The organism is Actinopolymorpha sp. B17G11 (assembly GCF_040196095.1).
Classification (GTDB): Bacteria; Actinomycetota; Actinomycetes; order Propionibacteriales; family Actinopolymorphaceae; genus Thermasporomyces.
Genome location: NZ_JBEFTW010000007.1, coordinates 69393 through 93135 on the forward strand (window position 1 = coordinate 69393; position 23743 = coordinate 93135).

At 67.7% G+C, this 23743-nt stretch carries 25 protein-coding genes; 17 read left to right on the plus strand and 8 right to left on the minus strand.

What is annotated here, in order from left to right; all coding sequences use genetic code 11:
• The first annotated feature begins 102 nt into the window (after positions 1-102).
• Positions 103-492, plus strand: coding sequence for a DUF2784 domain-containing protein (locus ABN028_RS09875; protein ID WP_349696383.1), 390 nt, complete (start codon positions 103-105; stop codon positions 490-492).
• Between the two features lie 98 nt (positions 493-590).
• Here ABN028_RS09875 and ABN028_RS09880 read toward each other — a convergent pair whose 3' ends face one another.
• The 5 genes from ABN028_RS09880 to yczE form a co-directional block, all read right to left on the minus strand.
• On the minus strand, positions 591-1472 hold the full coding sequence (locus tag ABN028_RS09880; RefSeq protein ID WP_349325375.1) for an LLM class F420-dependent oxidoreductase: 882 nt from the start codon (positions 1470-1472) through the stop codon (positions 591-593).
• A gap of 234 nt (positions 1473-1706) precedes the next feature.
• Complete coding sequence (locus ABN028_RS09885; protein ID WP_349696384.1) at positions 1707-2036, minus strand: MazG nucleotide pyrophosphohydrolase domain-containing protein; 330 nt, start codon at positions 2034-2036, stop codon at positions 1707-1709.
• Positions 2037-2129: 93 nt separating this feature from the next.
• A complete protein-coding gene (locus ABN028_RS09890) occupies positions 2130-2528 on the minus strand; it encodes a VOC family protein (protein ID WP_349696385.1) in 399 nt (132 codons plus the stop codon).
• Positions 2529-2647: 119 nt separating this feature from the next.
• Positions 2648-3799, minus strand: a complete 1152-nt coding sequence (locus ABN028_RS09895; RefSeq protein WP_349696386.1) for a cystathionine gamma-synthase — start codon at positions 3797-3799, stop codon at positions 2648-2650.
• Between the two features lie 117 nt (positions 3800-3916).
• A complete protein-coding gene (gene yczE, locus ABN028_RS09900) occupies positions 3917-4654 on the minus strand; it encodes a membrane protein YczE (protein ID WP_349696387.1) in 738 nt (245 codons plus the stop codon).
• A 63-nt stretch (positions 4655-4717) separates the two neighbouring features.
• On the opposite strand from yczE, the gene yczR reads away from it, so the two are divergent.
• The 3 genes from yczR to ABN028_RS09915 all read left to right on the plus strand — a co-directional run bounded on the left by yczR (position 4718) and on the right by ABN028_RS09915 (position 8200).
• On the plus strand, positions 4718-6244 hold the full coding sequence (yczR, locus tag ABN028_RS09905) for a MocR-like transcription factor YczR (protein ID WP_349696388.1): 1527 nt from the start codon (positions 4718-4720) through the stop codon (positions 6242-6244).
• A gap of 194 nt (positions 6245-6438) precedes the next feature.
• Entirely contained in the window at positions 6439-7386 is a 948-nt protein-coding gene (locus ABN028_RS09910; protein WP_349696389.1) for a phytanoyl-CoA dioxygenase family protein, read from the plus strand.
• A 16-nt stretch (positions 7387-7402) separates the two neighbouring features.
• On the plus strand, positions 7403-8200 hold the full coding sequence (locus ABN028_RS09915) for a sugar phosphate isomerase/epimerase family protein (protein ID WP_349325382.1): 798 nt from the start codon (positions 7403-7405) through the stop codon (positions 8198-8200).
• On the opposite strand, the gene ABN028_RS09920 is transcribed toward ABN028_RS09915, so the two are convergent.
• A complete protein-coding gene (locus ABN028_RS09920; protein ID WP_349696390.1) occupies positions 8197-8361 on the minus strand; it encodes a hypothetical protein in 165 nt (54 codons plus the stop codon). The two genes, ABN028_RS09915 and ABN028_RS09920, sit on opposite strands and share 4 nt — an antisense overlap.
• Here ABN028_RS09920 and ABN028_RS09925 point away from each other — a divergent pair.
• From ABN028_RS09925 to ABN028_RS09960, 8 genes are all read left to right on the plus strand, one after another.
• Positions 8360-9346 (plus strand): Gfo/Idh/MocA family protein, encoded by a 987-nt coding sequence (locus tag ABN028_RS09925; RefSeq protein ID WP_349325384.1) that lies wholly within the window; start codon positions 8360-8362, stop codon positions 9344-9346. The genes ABN028_RS09920 and ABN028_RS09925 overlap by 2 nt on opposite strands.
• The gene (locus ABN028_RS09930) at positions 9343-10731 is read left to right on the plus strand and encodes a sulfatase family protein (RefSeq protein WP_349325385.1); all 1389 of its coding nucleotides are present in this window, start codon (positions 9343-9345) and stop codon (positions 10729-10731) included. The genes ABN028_RS09925 and ABN028_RS09930 overlap by 4 nt, the downstream gene beginning before the upstream one ends.
• Before the next feature lie 32 nt (positions 10732-10763).
• Entirely contained in the window at positions 10764-12173 is a 1410-nt protein-coding gene (locus tag ABN028_RS09935) for a sulfatase family protein (protein WP_349696391.1), read from the plus strand.
• Between the two features lie 132 nt (positions 12174-12305).
• Entirely contained in the window at positions 12306-12938 is a 633-nt protein-coding gene (gene msrA, locus ABN028_RS09940) for a peptide-methionine (S)-S-oxide reductase MsrA (RefSeq protein ID WP_349696392.1), read from the plus strand.
• A gap of 59 nt (positions 12939-12997) precedes the next feature.
• Entirely contained in the window at positions 12998-13288 is a 291-nt protein-coding gene (locus ABN028_RS09945; RefSeq protein ID WP_349325388.1) for a DUF6247 family protein, read from the plus strand.
• A 547-nt stretch (positions 13289-13835) separates the two neighbouring features.
• Entirely contained in the window at positions 13836-14135 is a 300-nt protein-coding gene (locus ABN028_RS09950) for a DUF6247 family protein (protein ID WP_349325390.1), read from the plus strand.
• A 524-nt stretch (positions 14136-14659) separates the two neighbouring features.
• Positions 14660-15751, plus strand: a complete 1092-nt coding sequence (locus tag ABN028_RS09955; RefSeq protein WP_349696393.1) for a phosphotransferase enzyme family protein — start codon at positions 14660-14662, stop codon at positions 15749-15751.
• Positions 15752-15786: 35 nt separating this feature from the next.
• Positions 15787-16506, plus strand: a complete 720-nt coding sequence (locus ABN028_RS09960; protein ID WP_349696394.1) for an alpha/beta hydrolase — start codon at positions 15787-15789, stop codon at positions 16504-16506.
• A gap of 109 nt (positions 16507-16615) precedes the next feature.
• On the opposite strand, the gene ABN028_RS09965 is transcribed toward ABN028_RS09960, so the two are convergent.
• Together ABN028_RS09965 and ABN028_RS09970 are read right to left on the minus strand one after the other, a co-directional pair.
• Positions 16616-17194 (minus strand): dihydrofolate reductase family protein, encoded by a 579-nt coding sequence (locus tag ABN028_RS09965; RefSeq protein ID WP_349696395.1) that lies wholly within the window; start codon positions 17192-17194, stop codon positions 16616-16618.
• Between the two features lie 15 nt (positions 17195-17209).
• Entirely contained in the window at positions 17210-17707 is a 498-nt protein-coding gene (locus tag ABN028_RS09970; protein ID WP_349696396.1) for an SRPBCC family protein, read from the minus strand.
• 246 nt (positions 17708-17953) lie between these two features.
• Here ABN028_RS09970 and ABN028_RS09975 point away from each other — a divergent pair, with 246 nt between their 5' ends.
• From ABN028_RS09975 to ABN028_RS09995, 5 genes are all read left to right on the plus strand, one after another.
• Positions 17954-18400 carry a helix-turn-helix transcriptional regulator gene (locus ABN028_RS09975; RefSeq protein ID WP_349696397.1) on the plus strand — a complete coding sequence of 149 codons (447 nt, stop codon included), beginning with the start codon at positions 17954-17956 and terminating at the stop codon, positions 18398-18400.
• A 5-nt stretch (positions 18401-18405) separates the two neighbouring features.
• Positions 18406-18819 (plus strand): VOC family protein, encoded by a 414-nt coding sequence (locus tag ABN028_RS09980; RefSeq protein WP_349325396.1) that lies wholly within the window; start codon positions 18406-18408, stop codon positions 18817-18819.
• A 178-nt stretch (positions 18820-18997) separates the two neighbouring features.
• The gene (locus ABN028_RS09985; RefSeq protein ID WP_349696398.1) at positions 18998-21385 is read left to right on the plus strand and encodes an ATP-binding cassette domain-containing protein; all 2388 of its coding nucleotides are present in this window, start codon (positions 18998-19000) and stop codon (positions 21383-21385) included.
• 194 nt (positions 21386-21579) lie between these two features.
• Positions 21580-23202 (plus strand): ankyrin repeat domain-containing protein, encoded by a 1623-nt coding sequence (locus tag ABN028_RS09990; protein ID WP_349696399.1) that lies wholly within the window; start codon positions 21580-21582, stop codon positions 23200-23202.
• A gap of 79 nt (positions 23203-23281) precedes the next feature.
• Positions 23282-23737: a hypothetical protein gene (locus ABN028_RS09995; protein ID WP_349696400.1), complete on the plus strand. Its 456-nt coding sequence runs from the start codon at positions 23282-23284 to the stop codon at positions 23735-23737.
• Positions 23738-23743: the final 6 nt, after the last annotated feature.

Here is a 23743-nt window from a genome sequence, read left to right on the forward strand (position 1 = left end):
GCGATCGCGAAGGTGGCGGCGGCGCGGCCACCGCACCTCACGCCCGCGGTGCGATAGTGGAGAGAGTGCTCTCGGTCTCGCAGCCGGCTGGAGGTGGCTGCCATGGGATTCCGGGCCCTCGTCGTGGCCGCCGCCACCGCGCATTTCGCCTTCATGGCCTACGTCATCTTCGGCGGATTTCTTGGCTGGCGCTGGCCTGGCGCCATCGGCCCTCATCTGGCTGCGGTGTGCTGGGGGCTGGTCGGCACGCTGGTTCCGCTCGCCTGCCCCCTCACCGCGACGGAGAACTGGGCACGCGGCAGAGCAGGCGAACCCCTTCTGCGGGGAGGGTTCATCGACCACTACCTCACCGGCGTCGTCTACCCCGAGCAGCTGGCAGGCGGTCTCAGGTTCCTCGCCCTGTCGCTGGCCCTGTGGTCGTGCACCGTCGCAACCCTGCGGTGGCGGCGCCGGCGGATCCCGCGGCGAAGAGACTTGTCCGTAACTCGCTGAACGGTGATGGATACCGATTCTTCGGACAGGTCCCTGCGGATACGTACTGCTGCCCGGGGCGGTAGCGACGACCCGGCCGCACCGTCACACCTGCGCGGTCAGCCGATCGACCGCAGCCGTGGGAGGACGGTCGCGACTTTCTCCGCCCGCGCCACAGCGTCACCGCCGCGCAGGACGACGATCACCTCGCCGATCCCGATTCCGGCGTAGGACTCGACGACCGGCAGGAGGTCCGCCGGGTCGGTCAGGTTCTCGCCGAACCGGACCTGCACCGTGCGCCGGATCGCGGCGGGGTCGCGTCCCACGTCCGCACAGTGCTGGTCGAGGACCCCGGACAGCTCGGCGATCTCCTCGATCGACCCACCCGCGGCGTTCCACGCGTCGGCGTACCTCGCCGTGATCCGCAAGGTGCGCTTGCGCCCGCTGCCGCCGATCCAGAACGGAGGGTACGGACGCTGGACCGGCTTCGGGTTGGAGAGGGCGTCGGACAGTTGGTAGTGCTTGCCGGCGAACGTCGTCGTCGGTTGGGTCCACAGAGACGTGATGATCTCGCAGGCTTCCTCGAACCGGTTCATGCGTTCGCCCACGGTCCCGAACTGCAGGCCGAGCATGGAATGCTCGACCTCCGCCCACGCCGCGCCGAGGCCGAAGTCCAGCCGTCCGCCGGACAGGTGGTCGACCGTGACCGCCATCTTGGCGAGTACGGCTGGGTGCCGGTAGGTGTTGCCGCTGACCATGCAGCCGATGCGTACCCGGCTGGTGCCCTCGGCCATCGCGGCCAGCAGGGTCCAGCCCTCGAAGACGTCACCCGACGGGTCGTCGCTGCCGATGGACGCGAAGTGGTCGAAGTTCCAGACGCTGTCGAATCCGGCCTCGTCGGCCAGCTGCCATACGCCGCGGAGCTCGTCGATGGTGGTGTGCTGCGGGGCGAGCTTGACGCCGATCCGCAGCGGGTTCTGGGGGGTGGTGGGGCTCGTCATGGAGCTAGTCATACCGCGCGGCAGCCACCTCGTGCGACGCACGAGCGGCGGTCGTGGACACCATCGGAACGACCTGTGCCGACTCGCTGGTGGGACGTGGAAAGCGGGCCGCCGCCCCAGGCCAACCGCCACCCTCGCCATGGTCCGGACACCCTCGCGCCATGATCATGTACGGGAACCGTGCGGTCCGTGCCGGGCTTGACCCCGGTTTCCCGCGCCTGATCAGAGGCCGTCTCAGCCTTCGCGCAGACGGTCGGTGAGCGAAGCGGCGAGCTTCGCCGTCATCTGCTCGAACTCCGCGTCGAGATCCACGTCGTAGAGCCGGGCGAGAACGAGCACCGACCAGAGACAGTCGGCCAGCTCGTGCCCGAGGGCGGCCCGGCCCCCCGGCATGTCGCGCGCACCCTCGGCCGCCATGGTGAGCTTGGCGAGGTCCCCGACGTCGCCCATGAATCCGAGGACGAACTCCTCCCGGTTCCAGGTGCGGCCGCGTTGCCGGTGGTTGAGTTCGTCGTACAGCGCGTGGACCCGCATCGCCCGCGCCGTCAGGTCGTTGATCGTCACCGGCGCAAGCGTAGAGGGTGGTGGCCGAACGCCAGCAGAGGAATCCGCCGCCGGGGACGCTCGTGGACGGTAGGAGTGGGCCTCAGCCCTCACTCATGCCGTCGAGCCCGCGGGCTTGTCGGTGACCAGACCGAACTGGAGCCCCGACGGATCGGCGGCCGTCGCGAACCAGCCGTACTCCTGCGAGATCAGCGTCCGCGGCTGCACCACCGCGCCACCCGCCGCCTGGACCGCACGAAGGGTGGCTTCGAGGTCGTCGGACCGGAAGTACACGTGGACGCGGCGGCCCGCCGGAGGGGCGTCACCGGCGGAGGTGTCGAGCCCGCCGACCATCGTGCCGTCGGCCGTCTTCGCCACCACGAAGCCGTCCTCGAACGGCTCGAACGTCCAGCCGAAGACTGCACCGTAGAACGCCTGACCCACGTCGAGATCAGGGACCTGGATCTCCCACCAGGCCAGCGGGTTCGGGCTCGCGGGCGTACTCTCACTCATCGTCGTTCCTCCTGCAGCATGAGGCCATCTCGGCGGTTCGCACCTCGGCACTCCAGCGGGTTCGTGCCACGCGCGTCAGCCGAACGGGCAGGCCGGGTCAGCCGAACGGGCACTGCCGGTCAGCCGAGCGCCTGCGCCAGATCGTCGAGGAGGTCGTCAATTGTCTCGATGCCCACCGACAACCGCACCAGGTCGTCGGGCACCTCCAGCGGCGACCCGGCCGCGCTGGCGTGCGTCATCTGTCCCGGATGCTCGATCAGCGACTCGATGCCACCGAGGGACTCGGCGAGGGTGAAGAGGGTCGTCCGCTCACAGACCTCGATCGCGGCCGCGGCACCACCCGCCAGCCGGAACGACACGATCCCGCCGAACCGCCGCATCTGCTTCGCCGCCACCTCGTGGCCCGGGTGTTCGGGCAGGCCCGGATAGAGGACCTGGCCGACCTTCGGATGGCCGGCGAGGTACGCGGCGATGCGCTCGGCGTTGTCGCTGTGGCGTTCCATGCGTACGGCCAGGGTCTTCAGCCCCCGCAGCACCAGCCACGCGTCGAACGGGCCCGCCACCGCACCCATCGCATTCTGGCCGTACGCAAGCCGCTCACCCAGTGTCGCGTCGGCCGTCACCAGCGCGCCGCCCACCACGTCGGAGTGGCCGCCCGCGTACTTCGTCGTGGAGTGGACGACGACATCGGCGCCGAGCGTCAACGGCTGCTGGAGATAGGGCGAGGCGAAGGTGTTGTCGACGACGAGCAGCGCGCCGGCCTCGTGGGCGACCTCGGCGAGTCGGGCGATGTCGGCGACGGCGAGCAGCGGGTTGGTCGGCGTCTCGACCCACAGCAGCGCGGTCGGCCGGGATCTGAGCGCCGCACGTACGGCGTCGACGTCGGCGACGTGGACGGGTGTGTGCGCGAGGCCCCACGGCTCGGCGACCTTGGCGAAGAGCCGGTAGGTGCCGCCGTAGGCATCATCGGGGATGACCACGTGGTCGCCGGGTTTGCAGAGGGTACGCAGGAGGGTGTCCTCGGCTGCCATGCCGCTGGCGAAGGCGAGGCCGCGGGCGCCGTGTTCGAGCGCGGCGAGGCATTCCTCCAACGCGGCCCGGGTGGGGTTCTGCGTACGCGAGTACTCATAGCCCTGGCGCGGCTTGCCGACGCCGTCCTGGCGGTAGGTGCTGGTGGCGAAGATCGGGGTGATCACCGCGCCGGTCGCGGGGTCGGCCTCCTGGCCCGCGTGGATCGCCAGAGTCTCGAAGCCGTGGTGCTGCTCGTTCATGGCCTGAGGCTACCCAGCGCGACGTCCGGGAGCGGCCATCGCCCGGCAATGCCGACCCATGAGACGGTTTTGCCCAGGGGCACGCTCATCCAACGGCTCGCTGCCACAGGGACACGCTCATCCAACGGCTCGCTGCCGCTCGTCCAGCGCGGAGGCGCTGGCCACGGGTGCCGGCACCGTGAACCGCGGGAGGAAGATGTGGACGAGTGGGCCGATGCTCACGGCGTAGAGCACCGTCCCCACACCGACCGTGCCACCGAGCAGCCAGCCGATCGCGAGCACGGTGACCTCGATGACCGTACGTACGAGCCGGACCGATCGTCCAGTGCGCCGGACGAGCCCGGTCATCAGCCCGTCGCGAGGTCCAGGGCCTAGGCGCGCACCGATGTAGGCACCGCCCGCGACCGCGTTGAGCACGATGCCGGACACCATGAACACGATCCGCAGCGCCATCGACTCCGGTGCCGGCAGCACGAGCAAGGTGGCGTCGACGACGATCCCGATCACGACGGCGTTGCAGACGGTGCCGATCCCGGGCACCTGCCGCAGCGGAATCCAGGCGAGCAGCACGACACCGCTGATGATGATCACGATCACCCCGAACGACAGTGGCGTGTGCTCCATGAGCCCCTGGTGGAACACGTCCCAGGGGTCGAGGCCGAGTGTCGAACGGATCATCAACGCCATCGAGGCGCCGTAGAGCGTCAGGCCGAGGAAGAGCTGCACGAACCGGCGGGTCAGCCGACCCTCACGGAGAGCGGCGAGCGGGCTCGACGCGAACTCGACCGCATGGGCGGAGATGGGCGCGGCATTGTGTGCGGACTTGTCATTGACATTGCGGGACTCAGCGGGCACGTCTGCGATCCTCACCCACAACTGGCCTGGTATTCCAGAGCCAGTCGTGTGAGAGTGGCATGCATGTTGGATCGCTCCGCGACGGCGAACCAGCTCGTCGACATGCTCGGCTCCTGGCATCACGGCGGGCCCTCCTACCGCGCGCTCGCCGACCGGATCCGCCTCCTGGTTCTCGACGGCCGGCTGCCACCGAGCACCCGGCTGCCCAGTGAGCGCGAGTTCGCCCGCGCGCTCGGTGCGAGCCGCACGACCGTCGCCGCCGCGTACGGCGTCCTGCGGGAGTCCGGCTTCCTCGCCAGCCGGCGCGGCGCGGCGAGCCGCATCCAGGTGCCCCCGGGCGCCGGCGCGCCAGGCACCACCCACCGCACCAACGGCGGCCTCGGACCCGGCGGCGGGGCGATCATGCCCGCGGCCGATCCCGACGACGAGGCCCTGGACCTCTGTGCGGCCGCGCTGCCCGCGCCGCCCGGGATGGCCGCGGCCGTCGAGGCCGCCACCTACGCCCTGCCGACCTACCTCCGCGGCCACGGCTACACCCCGCTCGGTGTGCCGAACCTGCGTGAGCTGCTCGCCCACCGCTACACCGAACGGGGCCTGCCGACGACTCCCGACCAGATCCTCGTCACCGGCGGGTCGTTGCAGTCGTTCGCGCTGATCCTGCGGGCGTTCGTGAGTCCGGGCGATCGGGTCCTCGTCGAGCACCCCACCTACCCCAACGTCCTCGAGGCGATCCGCCAGGTGCCGGCCCGCGCAGTGCCGGTCCCGCTGCGCCCCGACGGCTGGGACGTCGCGATGTTCGAGGCGACGCTGCGCCAGTCCGCGCCGCGGCTCGCCTACCTCGTTCCCGACTTCCACAATCCGACCGGCCTGTTGATGTCGGCGAGCACGCGCGAGCGGGTCGCGGCGACCGCCGCGCGGACCCGGACTCTCACCGTCGCCGACGAGACACTGGTCGACCTCGCCCTCGACGTCGAGCCGGACTCCATGCCCCACCCGCTCGCCGCGTACGACCGGCACGACCGGGTCCTCCTCGTCGGCAGCACCAGCAAGTGTTACTGGGGTGGCCTCGGGGTCGGCTGGCTCCGCGCGCCGGCGTCGCTGGTGCCGACGTTGCTCGGCGTCCGCGCGGTGACGGACCTGGGTACGTCGATCCTCAGCCAGCTGACCGCCGCCGAGCTGATGGTGCGGCACGGGCCGATCCTGACCGAGCGGCGATCGATGGTACGCAGCCGAAGGGCGGCACTCGCCGAGGCTCTGGCCGCTCACCTGCCGCGTTGGCGGTTCGAGCTGCCGCCCGGTGGCCTGAGCCTGTGGTGCGAGCTCGACGCCCCGGTGTCCAGCACCCTCGCGGTGCTCGCCGGCCAGCAGGGCGTGCGGCTGGCGGAGGGCCCGAGATTCGGGACGGATGGTGCGTTCGAGCGGTTCCTGCGCCTGCCCTACGCACTGCCCGAAACCGATCTCGCCGAGGCGGTCGTGCGCCTGGCCGACGTGTCCGCCACCCTCGCCGCGCGGCCCGACCAGCGGCGAGGTCGCCCCCGAGGCGGACGTCCGCACCGGCCCGCGGCCGACCTCACGCCCGTCGTCACCTGAGACCCAGCGTCGGTCGTCGCCGACGCACCGTGGAGGTCTCAGAAGGGCGAAGTTCGTCCACGCGAACTCCGGCTGCCAAGACCGGTCAGGCCATGTACTCGCGGCGTACCTCCCTCGACGCTGGATGAAACGATTTTCTTCCGACCCGTTCCTGGCGCGACCATGAGCGACCGATCCCGACCCCGGAGCGTTCGATGACGGCCCCGACGACCACCGGCCCGACGCGTACGACGCCGTTCCTCGACTCCTCCGACCTGCTCGGCGACCCGCCCGCCCTGCGTGCCCGCGCCGACGAGCGCGGCTACCTCTTCCTGCGCGGGCTGTTGCCTCGTTCGGCGGTCCTCGACGTACGCCAGCGGTTCCTCGAGATCATCGACCGACACGGTTGGCTCGCTCCGGGCACACCAGTCGGCGAGGGGATCGCGGACGTCCCTGCGTACGAACGCGAAGATCCGGCCGAGACGGAGTTCTGCGGTGTCGGCGTGACACCGGCGGCCTACCGCGACGCGCAACACGTGCGGGAGTTCCACCAACTCTCCGACCACCCACGACTGCAGGCGTTGTACGCCGCACTCTTCGACGCGCCGGTCCTCCGGCACCCTCGCAACATCGCCCGGATGATGGTGCCGCGCGGCGACAGCAACCCCACCCCACCGCACCAGGACTTCATCCACGTCCAGGGCAGCCCGAACGTATGGACAGCGTGGCTTCCGCTGGGCGACTGCCCGCGAAGCCTCGGCGGCCTCACCGTGCTGGACGGTTCGCACCATGACGGGCTCCTGTCCTACAAGGCCGCGGACGGGGCCGGCGGGCTGGAGGCCTACCTCTGCAACCTCGACCTGACATGGGCTGAAGGGGACTTCGAGGCGGGCGACGTGCTCACGTTCTCCAGCCGGACTGTGCACAAGGCGCTGCCCAACGGCCAGCCCGACCGGGTTCGCCTCTCCTGCGACTTCCGCTACCAGCCCCTGCACGAGGTGATCGAACGACGTGCCCTCGACGTGCACTGCGGTGTCGCGACGTGGGACGAGATCTATGCCACCTGGCCCGATGACGAGTCGACGTGGTACTGGCGCGATCTTCCGTTGCGCTATGTCGAATGGGACGAATCCATCCGATGGCAGAAGGATCGAATTTGTTGAGAAAGGATGCTGTCCCATGAAGCTGGGATGCAATACCGTCCTGTTCGCGTCCGTCGACGTCGAATCCGCGGTCGAGGCGATCGCCTTCGCCGGATATTCCTACGTCGAGTTCGCGGCGATCAAAGGCATGTGCGAGCACATCTCCCCCGACAATGACACCGGCGCCATCAAACGCCTCACCACCCTGCTCGGCGACAACGGCCTCACCGCCACGGCGATCGAAGCCGCCACCACCGACCGCGACCGGCTCGAAAGGATCTTCGACCTCGCGACCAGGCTCGAGATCCCGATCGTCAACGTCGGTTCTGGCGGCAAGACCGGCGACGAGGAGTCCACGAAGCAGGCGATCGCCCACCTCGCCACGCTCGCCGAACTGGCCGGGGAGTACTCCCTGACGCTTGCCGTCAAACCCCATGTGGGGCAGGCGATCTACAACGGCGCGAGCGCTTTGCGGCTGACCTCCGAGGTGACCCATCCCGCGCTGGGGCTCAACTTCGACCCGAGTCACCTGTTCCGGGCCGACGAAAACCCGGACGACATCGCGAAGAGCTGGGGTGAACGGATCGTCACCTCACACTTCCGGGACTGCGCGAGCCGGGAGCAGAAGGTCGGTCCGCCGCCGACGCAGATTCCCGGGCGCGGAACGGTCGACATCCCGGCCACCCTGCGCGCCCTCGCCGAGGTGGGCTACGACGGGCCGCTCAACCTCGAGGTGATCGGCGCCGGTTCGTACTCCCCCGCCCAGGCGAGCAGTATCGCCGCCGAGAGCCGCGGATATCTCCACCGTTGCCTGCAGGAGATCAATGCCGGTTAGTGGATACCGCACGGGATGCGTGGCAGGACCAACGCACGCACCACCCGCGCCGACAAGAGCCGCGCCGGCATACTCAGGATCGACGCGATCAGGATCGAGACGTCCAGCGTCGACACGTCCAGTATCCAGACGTCCAGTGCCAACAGATTGGGAGGGCCCATGCTCCGGGTAGGTATCGTCGGGCTGGGTGGGATCGGCAAGAACCACGCCCGCTGTTACACCAACAACCCTGATGCTGAACTCGTGGCGGTCTGCGACCTGCTGCCCGAACGCGTCGACCCGGTAGGCAAGCAGTACGGAATACCGGCCTATCACAGTCTCGAGGAAATGATCGACGCCGAGGAACTCGACGCCGTCAGCGTGGCCACCGCCGGGCCGGAGAACGGCGGCCACCACCACGCCCCGACCATGGCGCTGATCGCGGCCGGCAAACACGTCCTCGTCGAGAAGCCGATCTCCAACAATCTCACCGAAGCGCGAGAGATGGTTCAGGCGGCGAAGGATGCCGGCGTCCTTCTCGGTGTCAACCTCAACCACCGTTTCACCCCGGCCGCCGCGCGGGCGAAGAAACTGCAGGAGGACGGCGAACTCGGCGACATCCTCTTCGTCAACATGGCGCTCTGGATCAACAATCCCAACGAGAGTTCGCCATGGTTCCACCTGCGGGCGCTGCATCCACACTCCATCGACGTGATGCGCTACTTCGGTGGACCGATCAGCAAGGTGCAGGCGTTCCTGCACAAGGGACCGGGCCGCGCCATCTGGTCCAACGCCTCGATCAACGTGCAGTTCGCCAGCGGCGCCGTCGGGCACCTGACCGGAAGCTACGACGCGAGCCGCTACCACCCGATCGAGCGTTGCGAAGTCGCCGGCAGCAAGGGACGTTTCGTGATCGAGAACGTCTTCGAACGCCTGGAGTTCTTCCCCCGCGAGTCGCCGGAGAAGCTGGTGGTCGACAACCCGATCATGGGCGGCATGGAAGGCTTCGGCGAAACGTTCTCCAACCGCATCAACGCCTTCGTCTCCCAGGTCCAGGCCGGCGGTCCGCTCGATGGCTCGGGCGCTGACGGTCTCGCCGCGCAGGAGGTCATCGAGGCGGCGATCCGTTCGTTCGAAGGTGGCACGGTCGAGGAGGTCGCCGGATGACCAACATCGTGCTGATCGCGCTGGACACCCAGCGCGCGGATCACCTCGGCTGCTACGGATACCACCGGGACACGAGCCCGAACCTCGACGCGTTCGCCAACGCCGGTGTGGTCTTCGAACGCTGCTACGCGCCGAACATCCCCACCCACCCGAGCTTCACCACGCTCTTCTCCGGCAAGGAGGCCATCACCCACGACATCGTCAACATCGGCGGCGGAGTGCCGATCAAGGACGGCATCAAGCTCCTGCCGGAGATCCTTGCCGACAACGGTTACGTGACCGCGGCCGTCGACAACATGAACCGGCACTTCAGCAGAGGTTTCGAGCACTACCGCACCTACCAGTGGGACCGGTCGGATCCCACCGTGCTGCGCAAGGCGGAGACGGTCACCGACCTCGCGCTCCCGACGATCGAGGAGGTGGTGGCCGATCCGCGGCCGTTCTTCCTCTTCCTGCACTACTGGGACCCGCACACGCCCTACCTCCCGCCACCGGGCTACGAGGACCTCTACACCGACGGCGATCGCGATCCGTACGATCCCGCCAACCACAGCATGGACGAGGCGTGGACCTGGGAGCCGTTCAAGTGGTACTTCCACGACTGGATGCCGGGGGTCACCGACGCCGAACACGTGATCAACCTGTACGACGGTGAGATCCGCTACATGGACAGCTATCTCGCCAAGGTGTTCGCGGCCCTGGAGCCGGTCAAGGACGACACCATCGTGGTGATCACCGCCGACCACGGCGAGGTCCTCAACGAGCAGTTGGGCTACTTCGACCACCACGGCCTCTACGAGGGCAACGTCCACATCCCGTTGATCATGTCGTGGCCCGGCAAGCTGCCGGCGGGCCGTCGCGTTCCTGGCCTCGTGCAGAACCTCGACGTCACGCAGACCCTGCTCGACCTGGTCGGCATCCCGCAGACCGAAGGCATGGAAGGGATCAGCCTGCTTCCCTCCATCTACGGCGTCCGCGACGCCAACTACACCGAGGTGTTCCTCTCCGAGGCCACCTGGCAGGTCAAGCGGGGCGTGCGTACGGACCGCTGGAAGTTCATCCGGTCGATCGAACCCGATCGGCACGGCCGGCCGATGAAGGAACTGTTCGACCTGGAAGCCGATCCGGGCGAGCAGAACAACATCGCAGAAGACCGACCGGACGTCGTGGCGGAGCTCGAGGGAGTTCTCGACGCCTGGTTGGCGAAACGGCTCGCCGAGACCGGCCGCGACTCCGATCCGGTCGCGGACCAGGGCATGTGCGCGACCAACATCGGGACACCGAAACCCGACGAGAAGGTCGGCCCGGGCGCGACGCCACTCGCCCAGCGGGTGGGCCAGGCGGCCGGAATTCCCGACCCGAACGAACTCAACGCACCCCGGTAGCCCCACATGACAGTGCACAAGCGGTACCTCCGGTGAACGACGACGAGAATGTGGACCGCCGGCCGAACATCGTCATCGTCGCGGTCGACACGCTCCGCCCGGACCATCTCGGCTGCTACGGCTATCCGATCGCGACGTCCCCAGCGATCGACGCCCTGGCAGCCGAGTCGGTCGTCTTCGACCAGGCGTACGCGGCCGGCATCCCCACCACGCCGTCGTTCACCACGTTGTTGTCTGGCCTACACCCCTACCAGCACAGGGTGGTCACGCATCCGGCGCAGGTGCATCTCGACGAGGACATCCAGCTCCTCCCCCAACTGGCCAAGGAGTCCGGCTATGTGACAGTGGCGCTTGACAACCTCGTCGTGCAGGGGTTGGGCAAGGGCACGTGGTTCGCCCGAGGCTACGACCACTACTCGGGATTCCTCTACAAACCGTTCGGCGACCAGAGCACGCAGCTGACCGACCGGGCGTTGGAGTTCGCCACCAAGCCCCGCGACAAGCCCTTGTTGCTGTTCATCCACTACTGGGATCCGCACACGCCCTACGGCCCGTTGCCGCCGTATGACGAGATGCACTATCGGCCGGGCGAGATGCCCCCCGGGCCACAGGGCATGCCGGCCGTCGACATGGCGCAGGTCCGCGCCATCCATCCCGACTACTACGAAGCGTTTCTCGCCGACATGAACCTGCGCCATCCGGACGACTATGCGTACGTTCTCGCGCAGTACGACGGTGAGATCTCCCAGGTCGACCACCAGATCGGCCGGTTGATCAACGGCCTCAAGGCACATCAGAGCTGGGACAACACGCTCCTGCTGTTGGTCTCCGACCACGGCGAGTGCTTCGGCGAGGGCGGCCTCTACTTCGACCATCACGGTCTCTATGACGCCGTGACCCGGCTCGCAATGATCCTCAAACTGCCGGCGGGTGACCGATCCGGCCCGGGGCAAGGTCGGGTTGACGGCATGGTCTCGCACGAGGACGTGTTGCCCACTCTGTGTGAGCTGAGCGGCATCCCCAGGCCGGCGTACGACCTGACCGGACGCAGCATGGTGCCCCTGATCAACGGATCGGCGAGCGAGATCCGTTCCAGCGTCGTGTCCGTGGAGTCGACGCGGCAGGCGTCGGCGGCGCTGCGTACGACCACGGAGAAGGTGATCGTGCCGTACGCCGCGGACGCGGCCGGTCTCCCTCTGCCCGATCTCTACGGCCGGCCACGCGATCCCGCGCCACGACTCTTCGACCTGCGTGACGATCCGGCGGAACGGTGCGACCAGGCACTTCGGCGCCCAGCCGATCTCGCCCGGATGTCAGCTGAACTCGACCGCCGGCGATCGAGCCTGCTGGCCGGCCGGACCGATCCCGTACCCGAGCAGGGTCTCGGCCTGCCGTACGACTTCTTCATGCATCGCCGCGGACGGACGGCGACCCGTCGCTGACCACCAAGGATGTGGAGTCCGAGGCGGCGATCACGACGTCCCGGTGTCGCAGCGGGTCGTTACGCTGAAGGAAGGATCGCCGTCACCGGAAAGTGAGGCCTGACCATGGCACTGTTCGGCCGTATGCGTGAGATGCCCAAGCCACAGGAGACCTTGCCGGGCCGGGCCGAGCGGCCGTTCCCTGTGCCCACGACCCACGCGACGCTGGGCACGCCGCTGGAAGGTCCCGTTCCCGAAGGCTATGAGGTCGCGGTCTTCGGCCTCGGGTGCTTCTGGGGTGCCGAGCGGCTCTTCTGGCAGACGCCTGGTGTGTGGTCGACCTCCTCCGGATATGCGGGTGGAACGACGCCAAACCCGACGTATGAGGAGGTTTGCTCAGGCCGCACGGGCCACACCGAGGTCGTGCGGGTGGTCTTCGACCCGGAGCGGATCTCCTACGCCGGTTTGCTCAAGATCTTCTGGGAGAACCACGACCCGACCCAGGGCTACCGCCAGGGCAACGACGTCGGCACGCAGTACCGCTCCGCGATCTACGTCACCAGCGACGAGCAACGCGTCGCCGCCGAGGCGTCGAAGCAGGCGTATGAAAAGTCGCTCGCCCAGTCCGGCTACGGCGCAATCACGACCGAGATCACCCCGCTCGGCGACTACTACTACGCCGAGGACTACCACCAGCAATACCTCCACAAGGTGCCGAACGGCTACTGCCCGGTGCACTCCACCGGTGTCGCCTGCCCGATCGGCGTGGGTCAAGGGGAGGCCTGAGATGGTGCCGCCTGTCCGATATCTCCGGATGTCAGACCATCTAGGGATAGCATGAGGGCATGACGGCCGAGCCGCTCCACGAGGTCGGGGACGACCCGGCCGACATCTTGCGCACGCTCCCCGACAAGTGGCATGCGCAGTTTCTGAGTGAATATCACAGCGCCCTCGATGCAGCCCACGAGGTCTGGCGATTCAGTCAGCTCCAAGAGTTGTTGCGCAGATGGAGGCTGCACGCGATCGCCGTCTCCAGTCCCGCGTTCGAGCAAGCAGAACGTGCCGTGCGCGAGGATCGGCGAGACGAGTTCGTGCCGATGGACGAGGCGTTTCCGGGCTGGGCTGACGGCCGGTGACCTATCGCGTGGAGCTCCACGTGGCTGCACTGGCGGAGATGAAGGGACTGCCAACCAAGGCACTTGATGCACTGGTCTCCAGAACCGTCGAGCTGATCGAGGAACCGTGGGATGTGCGCGCGTTCTATACATGGATCAGCCCGAGTTCCGCCATACGACCTTCGGTGGCTTCGGCATCATGTACTTCAAGGTCGACGAGGCCACTGAGCTCATTACGATCTTCAACGTAACGTGGGTCGGCTAACCGAGCCGTGCAGGCCATCGCGATACCACCTTGCCGGACGCCGTCCAACCCGGGACCTGCCGAACCGGTCCGGAGATCAAGAAACCCGTGCGTATTACCTCCTGAGCGGTAGGACTACCACCAGCAGTACCTCCACAAGGTGCCGAACGGCTGCTGCCCGGTGCACTCCACCGGTGTCGCCTGCCCGATCGGTGTCGCGCACACCGACGGCTGAGGAGGCCTCGACGCGACCGCTGTTCCGTCCATCTGGATCAGTGCTTCCCATGGAGGGCGCCGTCCTGGGTGTCCCTGTAGATTGTGCCCATGACCGTCGAGTTCCTCGATGCTGTCGGGCGGCAAGATCCCGGCGACGACCCGGCCGCGATCTTCGAACTACTTCCGCCGCCACATCGTGCCCAGTTCCGGGCAGAGTACGATCAGGCCCTCGACGCCGCTCACGATCTTGAACGGTTCAAGCAAGTGCGTCGTCTCTTGCGGCAGTGGCGCCTGCGCGCGATCGCATACGCCCGGCCGGGATATGAGGAGGCGGTACAAGACGCCATCCACGGGCGCGAAGACGCCTTTGTTCGTTACACCCCCGCCGATTGGAAAGGCCGGGTGTGACCCACAAGTTCGATGGCTTCCATGGGCGTGCACTTTACGAGCTGAACGGCCTGCCCGAAGACGTGCGGAACGGCCCCTTGCTCGAGCGTCTTCTTCAGCTTCTCGAGGATCCCTGGGACGCGGTGCCGGAGCGCCCAGGGCAGTCGGCGGTGCGAGTCGCATTCTTTGGTTCAGACATCAGGGAATGCTGACCTTCGTCGTTCACGAGCAGACCGAGACTCTGCGGATCATTGACATCCTCTGGGCGGGCTAGATTTCTTGCAGCGGGCGCATCTTCGCGAGGCTCCGCGCGCCCTCAGCGGGACGTGCCTCGATATGCGACCGAGTACTTGACTCGGGCTGCGCCTGCCGGAAACAATGCCGCCACGGCGCCGACCGGTCGCCGAGCCGTGGAACGTCCGCCCCAGCTGGGGTTCCATTCGGCGAAGGGGAACTGCCTCTCGGTCGTCGTTGTCGTCGATGTCACAGGCCATCTCTGAACACCGCGTCGCTGGGGGACGGGGGTGTCATGAGGAGGCTTGGCCATGACGAAGGACGGCAGTTTCAAGAAGGTTGTCCGGCGCCACGCGCAGGAGAACGGCCAGCTCTACACCGAAGCGCTCACCGACCTCGAGGGCGTCGAAGGGCGGCTCGCCTGGCGACGTTGGACCGACGACGGGCGCTCCGACGCGCTTCACGAGCCCATCGCTAGGCGCCTGCTCGTCCATCTGAGGGATCACTACGGCGTCGACGCCGTCGCGGCGACGAAGGTCAGCCACCACAACGATCACGTCTTCCGCGTCGAGCGCGGCGACGGCGGCCCGTGGGTTGCGCGTGTGTTTCCGCCGGCTCGCCCTCGGGCTGGCGCCGAGGGCGACGCGGCGATCCTGCGGTTCCTGGAGCGGCAGCACTACCCGGCGGAGGGGCTCGCGGTCGACGAGGCGGCGTCCGTATTCGACGGCTTATCGGTCCTCGTCACGCAGTTCGTCACCGGCGGTCAGCTCGGCACGGCGAGGGGACCCACGGATACCGAGAGGTTCACCATCATGGGTGACCTGCTCGGCCGGCTGCACGCGCTGCCGCTCGACGAGTCCGTCAGCCGCCCCGGTGGGGCGAGCGGTGAGGACCCAACCCGTGAGGGCAGTCCGCGTCAGGACGTGCTCGCCGCCCTCTCGTTCCTCGATGTCGCCGAGGCGAAGGTCGCGGCGACCGGCCGCAAGGCATTCGAGCCACTCCGCACCCGGGTGCGCTCAGCGGACGACGGACACGGCCTTCCGCAGGCGTTGGTCCACGGCAACCTCCTCCACGCCCACGACCACGTGATCGTGAGCGAGCGTGGGCCGGTCGCGATCCAGTGGAAGGCCTCGGGGCGTGGCCCGCGCCTTGCCGACTTCGCCTATCTGATGTGGGGCACCCGGAACAATGCCGCGTGGATCGACGCTGCCGTGCGCGCGTACTGCCAGCACGTCGAGTTGACCGACGACGAGCTCGAGCGGCTCGAGGGCGTGATGTACGTGCGACCGATGTACCTCGCGTGCTTCGGCTACGGCAGCGGTCGACAACCGGGCCGTGGCGAGGACTGGTGGGAGCACATCAGCGCAACTGCAGCCGCTGTCAGAGACGCGTGTCGCCGATAGACCTGTACCAACTCTCAAGGATCGAGGTGCGATCAATGGATGACGAAGCAGCCGTAGGGCCTGCTGGTGCCGAAGTGGCGCCAAAACCAGCTTCAGCTGATCGGATAGCGGGAGAGCTCGTCACCGAGACGTTCGACTACGACGGCGGGCGGCAGGTCACGGTGTACGTGCCGCCGGATCCGCCGGAGGCAGTCGTGTTCGCCGGTGACGGTCAGCTGATCTCGCAGTGGGGCGGTGACCTCGAGGCGGCCGACGTACCGCCCACGATGATCGTCGGTGCTTACCGGACCGACGATGAGGATGAGATGGTACGCATCCATGAGTACTCACCGCCGTTCGACGCCGACCGGTTCGCGGCCCACGAGAGCTTCTTCGTCTCCGACGTCCGCAACTGGGTGCGGTCGCACTTCGGCATCACGTTGCCGGCCGAACGCACCGCGGTGTGCGGCGTGTCGGCCAGTGCAGAGCTCTCCCTCGCCATGGGGCTTCGGCATCCGGACATCTATGGCGCGGTCTTCTCCGCTTCCCCGGGCGGCGGCTACCGCCCGCCGGCCGAGATGCCGAGCCCGCTTCCGCGCACCTACCTCGTCGCCGGCACACTGGAGCCGTGGTTCTGTGAGAACGCGACCCGGTGGGCGGACGCGCTACGCGATGCCGGTGCGGACGTCGTGATGACCGAGCGGGTCGGTAACCACGGCGACCCGTTCTGGCAGGCCGAGCTCCCCCTGATGGTGGCCTGGGCGTTTGGACGCTGAAGCAATCGCGCTCGAAGGCACTGGACGCATGAGACCGGTCGGCATGTCGGTCAGCGGGACCTTCCACGTCAGGTCGGCTGCTTGACGGGGTGAGGGTGCATGGACGGACTCAGCCATGCAGGGTGGGCCGGTAGATCAGCTCCTGGGTGTGGCCGTCGAGCGTCCGGTGTTCGATCAGCTCGAGGTCGAAGTCGGCCGCACCCCCGAAGACCGGGTCCTCCCCGGTCTGACCGCAGATCACCGGGAAGACCGTCACCTGGACGCGGTCGACCAGGCCGGCGGCCATCAGCGCTTGGTTCAACGACAGGCTGCCGTGCGAGCGCAACGGCACCTCGGACTCCTCCTTGAGCCGGGCAACGACGTCGACGGCGTCGCCGCTCACGACGGTCGCGTCCGGCCAGTCGAGCGGTCCTTCGAGTGTCGTCGACACCACCGTTGCCGGCAGGCCCCTCATCCGGGTGACCCATGGGTCACTCAGCTCGGACTCCTCGATGCCCGAGGCCATCATCTGCATGTGCGCGCGATACGTATTGGCCCCGAAGACCATCCGCTGCTCCCGGTCGTACAAAGCAAGGCGACGGTCGAGAAACTCGGGACCTTGCTTGCCCCAGTAGCCGCCCCAGTCGCCGCTGTGGGCGCCGAAGCCGTCGAGGGTGGAAAAGACGTCGAATGTGTAGGTAGCGGTCATGATGCTCTCCATTCCTCAGGTCCGGGACGTTGGTGCGACAAGTGCGGCAAGCTCGGCCAGGTGGTGCAGCGAGTTGGCGAGATGATCAGGACCGAACGGCGGGAACTGGAGGTACTCCCGGATGTACTGCGGCACCGCCGACCAGTCGTAGGTGAGCGTGACCTCGGTCTCGGACGGACCGAGCGGCGCCAGGTCGTAACGCCAGATCCAGCCGCCGAACTCCAGGTGACCGTCGCCCTTGGGGTCGTACCCCGTCAGCCAGCCAAGGGCGCGCGGCGGGTCCAACACGTGGACCTTGTTGGCTGTCTGGTAGCCGCCGTCCGGATGGTTGGCGTGGTACATGCCCATCCGGAAAATCTGCCCCACCTCGGTCAGCGGCGCCCTGTCGACAGGTTCCTGAACCCAGCCGGTGCCATCGATCGCAGAATGGGTCGTCGGGTCCGCCAGCACCGCGAACACCCTCGCGGCGGGCAAGGCGACGGTCAGGGTGGCGCTCACGTTCTCCGCTGACATCCCGATCATCTCCTGTGGTTTGGCCGCGCCCCTCTGGGCGCCGCTCACCCCTTCCACGAACACCCCAGCCCCGATCCGACACCGCCTCCCGGACATCTTTGAGGGCTTTCTGGGACGCCGGTGGTGATCGAGGCAGCCTGAACGGTTCGAGGACGAAAACGGGCAGACCGACCAGAGCGGACGCAGAGCGGCGTGGGACACCAGGGGCGCTAGGCGACTCCGGTGCGACGTGGCACGATTTCGTAGGTGACGAGCAGACCCGCCGCGGCGCAGCACTTGCACGACCTCGGGCGGCTGCGCCGCGTCCGCGACCGGATCGACCGGGAGTACGCACAGCCGCTGGACGTCGAGGCGCTCGCCCGCGGCGCGCACATGTCGGCCGGGCACCTCAGCCGCGAGTTCCGGCTCGCCTACGGTGAGTCACCGTACAGCTACCTGATGACCCGGCGCATCGAGCGCGCGATGACGCTGCTGCGTCGTGGCGATCTCAGCGTCACCGAGGTCTGTTTCGCAGTCGGCTGCGCCTCACTGGGCACCTTCAGCACCCGGTTCACCGAACTGGTCGGCGTGCCCCCCAGCGTCTACCGGCGCCAGGCGGCACGCACGACTGGGATGCCGCCGTGCGTGGCGAAACAGGTGACCAGACCGATCAGGAATCGAGAAGCACCGACCCCCGAACCGCATCTAGCGTGACCACCATGGACATCACCATTCACGCAAGCTTCCTCCCACACACCGACCCGGACGCCTCCCTGGCCTTCTACCGCGACACCCTCGGCTTCGAAGTCCGGGGCGACGTCGGATACGACGGAATGCGCTGGATCACGGTCGGCCCGGCCGACCAGCCCGCCACCTCCATCGTCCTGGAACCGCCCGCCGCGCCCGGATGCGGCATCACCGACGACGAGCGCCGGACCATCACCGAGATGATGGCCAAAGGCACCTACGCCGGCATCAACCTCGCCACCCCCGACCTCGACGACACCTTCACCCGACTCCAAGCCAGCGACGCCGAAATCGTCCAGGAACCCACCGAACAGCCCTACGGCGTCCGCGACTGCGCCGTCCGCGATCCCGCCGGCAACCTGATCCGCATCCAGGAACTCCGCTGACCCGTCAGGCCTTGCTGCTGTTGACCGGTCCGAATTTGTCGTGCTGCCGTATGCCGCCAAGCGGCGCGGCGGGCGACGCACCGCACCCGAGACATGAAGTACCAGACGTACTGCCCGAAGCTGGTTGGATCGAGCCAGGCGACGCCGAAGGCGCCCCCGCCTCACAGATGGAGACACGATGAGCAAGGCCAAGAAGACGGACAGGCAGGCGCCTGGGCTGCACGTTGCCGACATTCACGATCTGATCCGCGTGCAGGGTGCGCGCGAGAACAACCTCAAGGACGTCAGCGTCGAGCTCCCGAAGCGCCGGCTCACGGTGTTCACCGGCGTCTCCGGCTCGGGCAAGAGCTCGCTGGTGTTCGGCACGATCGCCGCGGAGTCGCAACGGATGATCAACGAAACCTACAGCGCCTTCGTGCAGGGGTTCATGCCTACACTGTCGCGGCCGGAGGTCGACGTACTGGAAGGCCTGACGACGGTGATCATCGTCGACCAGGAACGGATGGGTGCCAACCCCCGCTCCACAGTCGGCACGGCCACCGACGCCAACGCGATGCTGCGCATCCTCTTCAGCCGGCTCGGGAAACCGCACATCGGGTCGCCCAACGCCTACTCGTTCAACGTCCCCTCGGTGAAGGCCAGCGGTGCGATCACCGTCGAGCGCGGCGGGAAAACGAAGGCCGAGAAGGCGACCTTCAACCGTCTCGGCGGCATGTGCCCGCGCTGCGAGGGAATGGGCTCGGTCACCGACTTCGATCTCTCCGCCCTGTACGACGACACCAAGTCGCTCAGCGAGGGTGCGCTGACGATCCCCGGCTACAGCATGGACGGCTGGTACGGCCGCATCTTCGGCGGAGCCGGCCTGCCCATGGACAAGCCGATCCGCAAGTTCACCAAGAAGGAACTCCACAAGCTGCTCTACGAGGAGCCGACCAAGATCAAGGTCGAGGGCATCAACCTCACCTACGAGGGCGTGATCCCCAAGATCCAGAAGTCGATGCTCTCCAAGGACGTCGAGGCGATGCAGCCGCATATCCGCGCGTTCATCGAGCGGGCGGTGACCTTCCAGACCTGCCCGGAGTGCGACGGGACCCGGCTCAGCCCGGAGGCGCGGTCGTCGAAAATCAGGGGCAAGAACATCGCCGACGTCTGCGCGATGCAGATCAGCGACCTGGCCGAGTGGATCCGGGAGCTCAAGGAGCCGTCGGTGGCGCCACTGCTGACCGGGCTGCAACACCTTCTCGACTCGTTCGCCGAGATCGGGCTGGGATACCTCTCCCTCGACCGGCCGGCGGGCACCCTCTCCGGTGGTGAGGCACAGCGCACCAAGATGATCCGCCATCTCGGCTCGTCGCTCACCGACGTCACCTACGTCTTCGACGAGCCAACGATCGGCCTGCACCCCCATGACATCGAGCGGATGAACGACCTGCTGCTGCAACTGCGGAACAAGGGCAACACCGTACTCGTCGTGGAGCACAAGCCCGAAACCATCGCCATCGCCGACCACGTAGTCGACCTCGGCCCCGGCGCCGGCACCGAGGGCGGCACCGTCTGCTTCGAGGGCACCGTCGAAGGGCTACGGCGCAGTGACACCACGACCGGCCACCATCTCGACGACCGGGCGACCCTCAAGGAATCGGTGCGTCCACCTTCCGGCTCGCTGGAGATCCGCGGCGCGTCGACGCACAACCTCCAGGGCGTGGACGTCGACATCCCGCTCGGGGTGCTCTGCGTGGTCACCGGCGTCGCCGGCTCCGGCAAGAGCTCACTGATCCAGGACTCGGTGATCGGCCGCGACGGCGTGGTGCTGGTCGACCAGACCGGGATCCGCGGTTCGCGACGGAGCAACCCGGCGACCTACACCGGACTGCTCGAGCCGATCCGCAAGGCGTTCGCGAAGGCCAACGGCGTGAAGCCGGCGCTCTTCAGCGCCAACTCCGAGGGCGCCTGCCCCACCTGCAACGGCGCCGGCGTCATCTACACCGAGCTGGGCATCATGGCCACCGTCGAATCCATCTGCGAGGAGTGCGAGGGGAAGCGGTTCCAGGCGGCGGTGCTGGAGTACACGCTCGGCGGCCGGAACATCGCCGAAGTGCTCGCGATGCCGGTGGCCGAGGCCGACGAGTTCTTCGGCTCCGGTGAGGCGAAAACACCGGCGGCACACAAGATCCTGAGCTACCTGGCCGACGTCGGTCTCGGCTACCTCAGCCTCGGCCAGCCGCTCACGACCCTCTCCGGTGGCGAGCGGCAGCGGCTCAAGTTGGCCACCCACATGGGGGACAAGGGCGGCATCTACGTCCTCGACGAGCCGACCACCGGTCTCCACCTGGCCGACGTCGAGCACCTGCTCGGCCTGCTCGACCGGCTCGTCGACGGAGGCAAGTCGGTCATCGTCATCGAGCACCACCAGGCGGTCATGGCGCACGCGGACTGGATCATCGACCTCGGCCCCGGCGCCGGCCACGACGGCGGCCGGATCGTCTTCGAGGGCACGCCGGCCTCTCTCGTCGCCGCTCGCGCCACCCTCACGGGCGAGCACCTCGCGGCCTACGTCGGCACCTGACCGAGGCGTCGTATGTCCACGTGCGTTGACAGCGGCCCGGCACCCCGTCAATACTGCTGACAGCGCGCTCACAGGGCGCCTCCAGCCCGCGGCAAGGGAACTGTCCCACCTGTCTCGATCTCGAGTAGCGTGCTCTGCACCTTCTTTCAGCCTGATATCAGCGGGACACAGGCGATTCATGAAAGGAGGTCGCCATGACCACGCCGAAGAGCCTGCCGGTCCGACCATCTCTGGAGTCGATCCGCAAGCAGGCAAAGAGACTCGCTCGCGACACTGCCGCCGGTAACGAGGAGGCGGTCGCACGTGCGCATTCAGCGGTGGCGGACATCGGCCTGCCACTTTCCCAGCGTGACGCCCAGTTGGTGCTTGCGCGTGAGTACGGTTTTGCCGGCTGGCACGATCTTCGCGAGGAAGTCCTCAAACGCTCGGGAAGCGGCCTCGAATGGGCGTCAGTCCAGGCCAGGCGGGCCATTCACGACAATGACGTCGCCCACCTGAAGCGGCTGACCGCGGAGTACCCGGCCCTGCTGTCCTGGCGCGATGATCTCGGCGACACCCTGCTCGACGCCTCCACCTCGTTCGCCAACGACAACACCGACCCGATCCGAGAAGACATGTACAACCGGCCGGGGTGCGCGGGAGTCCTCATCGATGCCGGCGCTGTCGTCGAGCGTTCGGTGTGGGAGCGCGTCATCAGGACGCGCGCCGCGGGGATGCTTCAACTCCTGTGGGACAAGGGTGTGCTCCCGCGGACGCTTCCCCTTCTCGCCGCACTGGGTGACCTCGACGGCGTCCGTACGTGCCTGGACGAACCGGGCGCGATGCGCGCAGCCCACGGCAACCTCGACGATCGATCCGTGGTGAACGAGGCATTCCTGTGCGCCTGCCGGTTCAACCACGATGCCGTCGCATCCGTGCTGTTGGACCGTTGCATCGCCCTCGACAACGATCTCGGCCAGCGAATCGACCGCTGGCAGGGCCGCTCCGCCTTCGTCGAGTTCCTGTGTGGACAGGAGATCGAGACAGCGAGTCCTGAAGTGAACGCGGCAGCCACCTCACCCTGGCGCGCGTTCATCCTGGTCCAGCTCACGCGCGCGATGGATACAGATGACCTGTCCGCCTTCACCCGCTGGTTCCAGAGCGAGCCCTACCTGCTCGGCGACTCGTACGTCGAGCTTCAGGTTCAGCTGCTCGACCGCGCCGCGTGGACCGATCGCGCCGCGTTCATGACGCACCTTCTCGATCTCGATCCCGCCGTGCTCCACCGCCCCACGCCGCCGCCGTCGCGGGCGCTCGTGTCCGCACTGGAGTACGGGAACGCTCATCTCATTCCCCTCCTGACCCGCGTCTGGCCGGTGCCCGATGACCTGCCACACGCGGCGGGTGTGGGCGACATTGCTCGCGTCAGGCGCTGGTTCGACGACGCCGGCCGACCCGCGCTGGGTAATCCCCACGACCACTTCCCCGCCAACAGTCCGCGGACGCGGGCGAACCTCGGCTGGGGTACGAGCAACGTGCAACAGATACTCGACGTCGCGCTCGCCTGGGCATGCGTGAACCGGCAGTTCGAGATCGCCGCGTTCCTGCTCGAGCACGGAGCGGACATCAACACCCGCTGGGGCACGCACGAGCCGGCCAGCATCCTGCACGAGTGCGCGGTGAACCACAACGTCGCCGCGGCGACATTCCTGATCGCTCATGGCATCGACATGACCATCAGGGATCATCGCTACAACGCCACCGCGGAGGGCTGGGCCCGCCACGCTGCGCATGACGAGGAGATGGCTGACCTGTTGGCCGCGGGGAGAGGCGAGTGACGTCGGGACCGGTCCCCGATCGTGGCGGGTACGTTGGGCACTCCATCCATCGGCGCACAAGGAACTCCAGGGAGTGTCGTTGACCGTGTGGGTAAGCCGAGTACTGCTGGGGATCTGCGCGGCGACTGCTGTCGTCGGCGGCGCCGCCCTTGTCGTCATGGTGATCGTGTACTTCGCCGCCAACACCTACGTGCCCGAACTCCAGGAGGGCGGATACGGCATCCTCGCGGGAATCCTCGGCTTCGGGATCTACGTCGGTGGGGCGTTCCGCGGGCACATCGTCGCACGAATCGCCGCCGGCATCGGGCTCGCGCTTGCCAGCTCACTCCTCACCGTCATCGTCGCCTACCTCATCTCGTTGACGGTCGACCCAGGTGGCGAGCGCGGCAATCTGGAAGAGGGCACCGCGGGTGCGATCTGGTTGCTGATGGGTGCGTACTTCGCATGGCGGGTGTTCACCTGCCGGTGGCCGGTGAGGCAGAAGCGCGTGGCCGCGCCGTCCGGCGAGGACGAAGGCGAGTGCAGCGCTGCGTAGAATCCC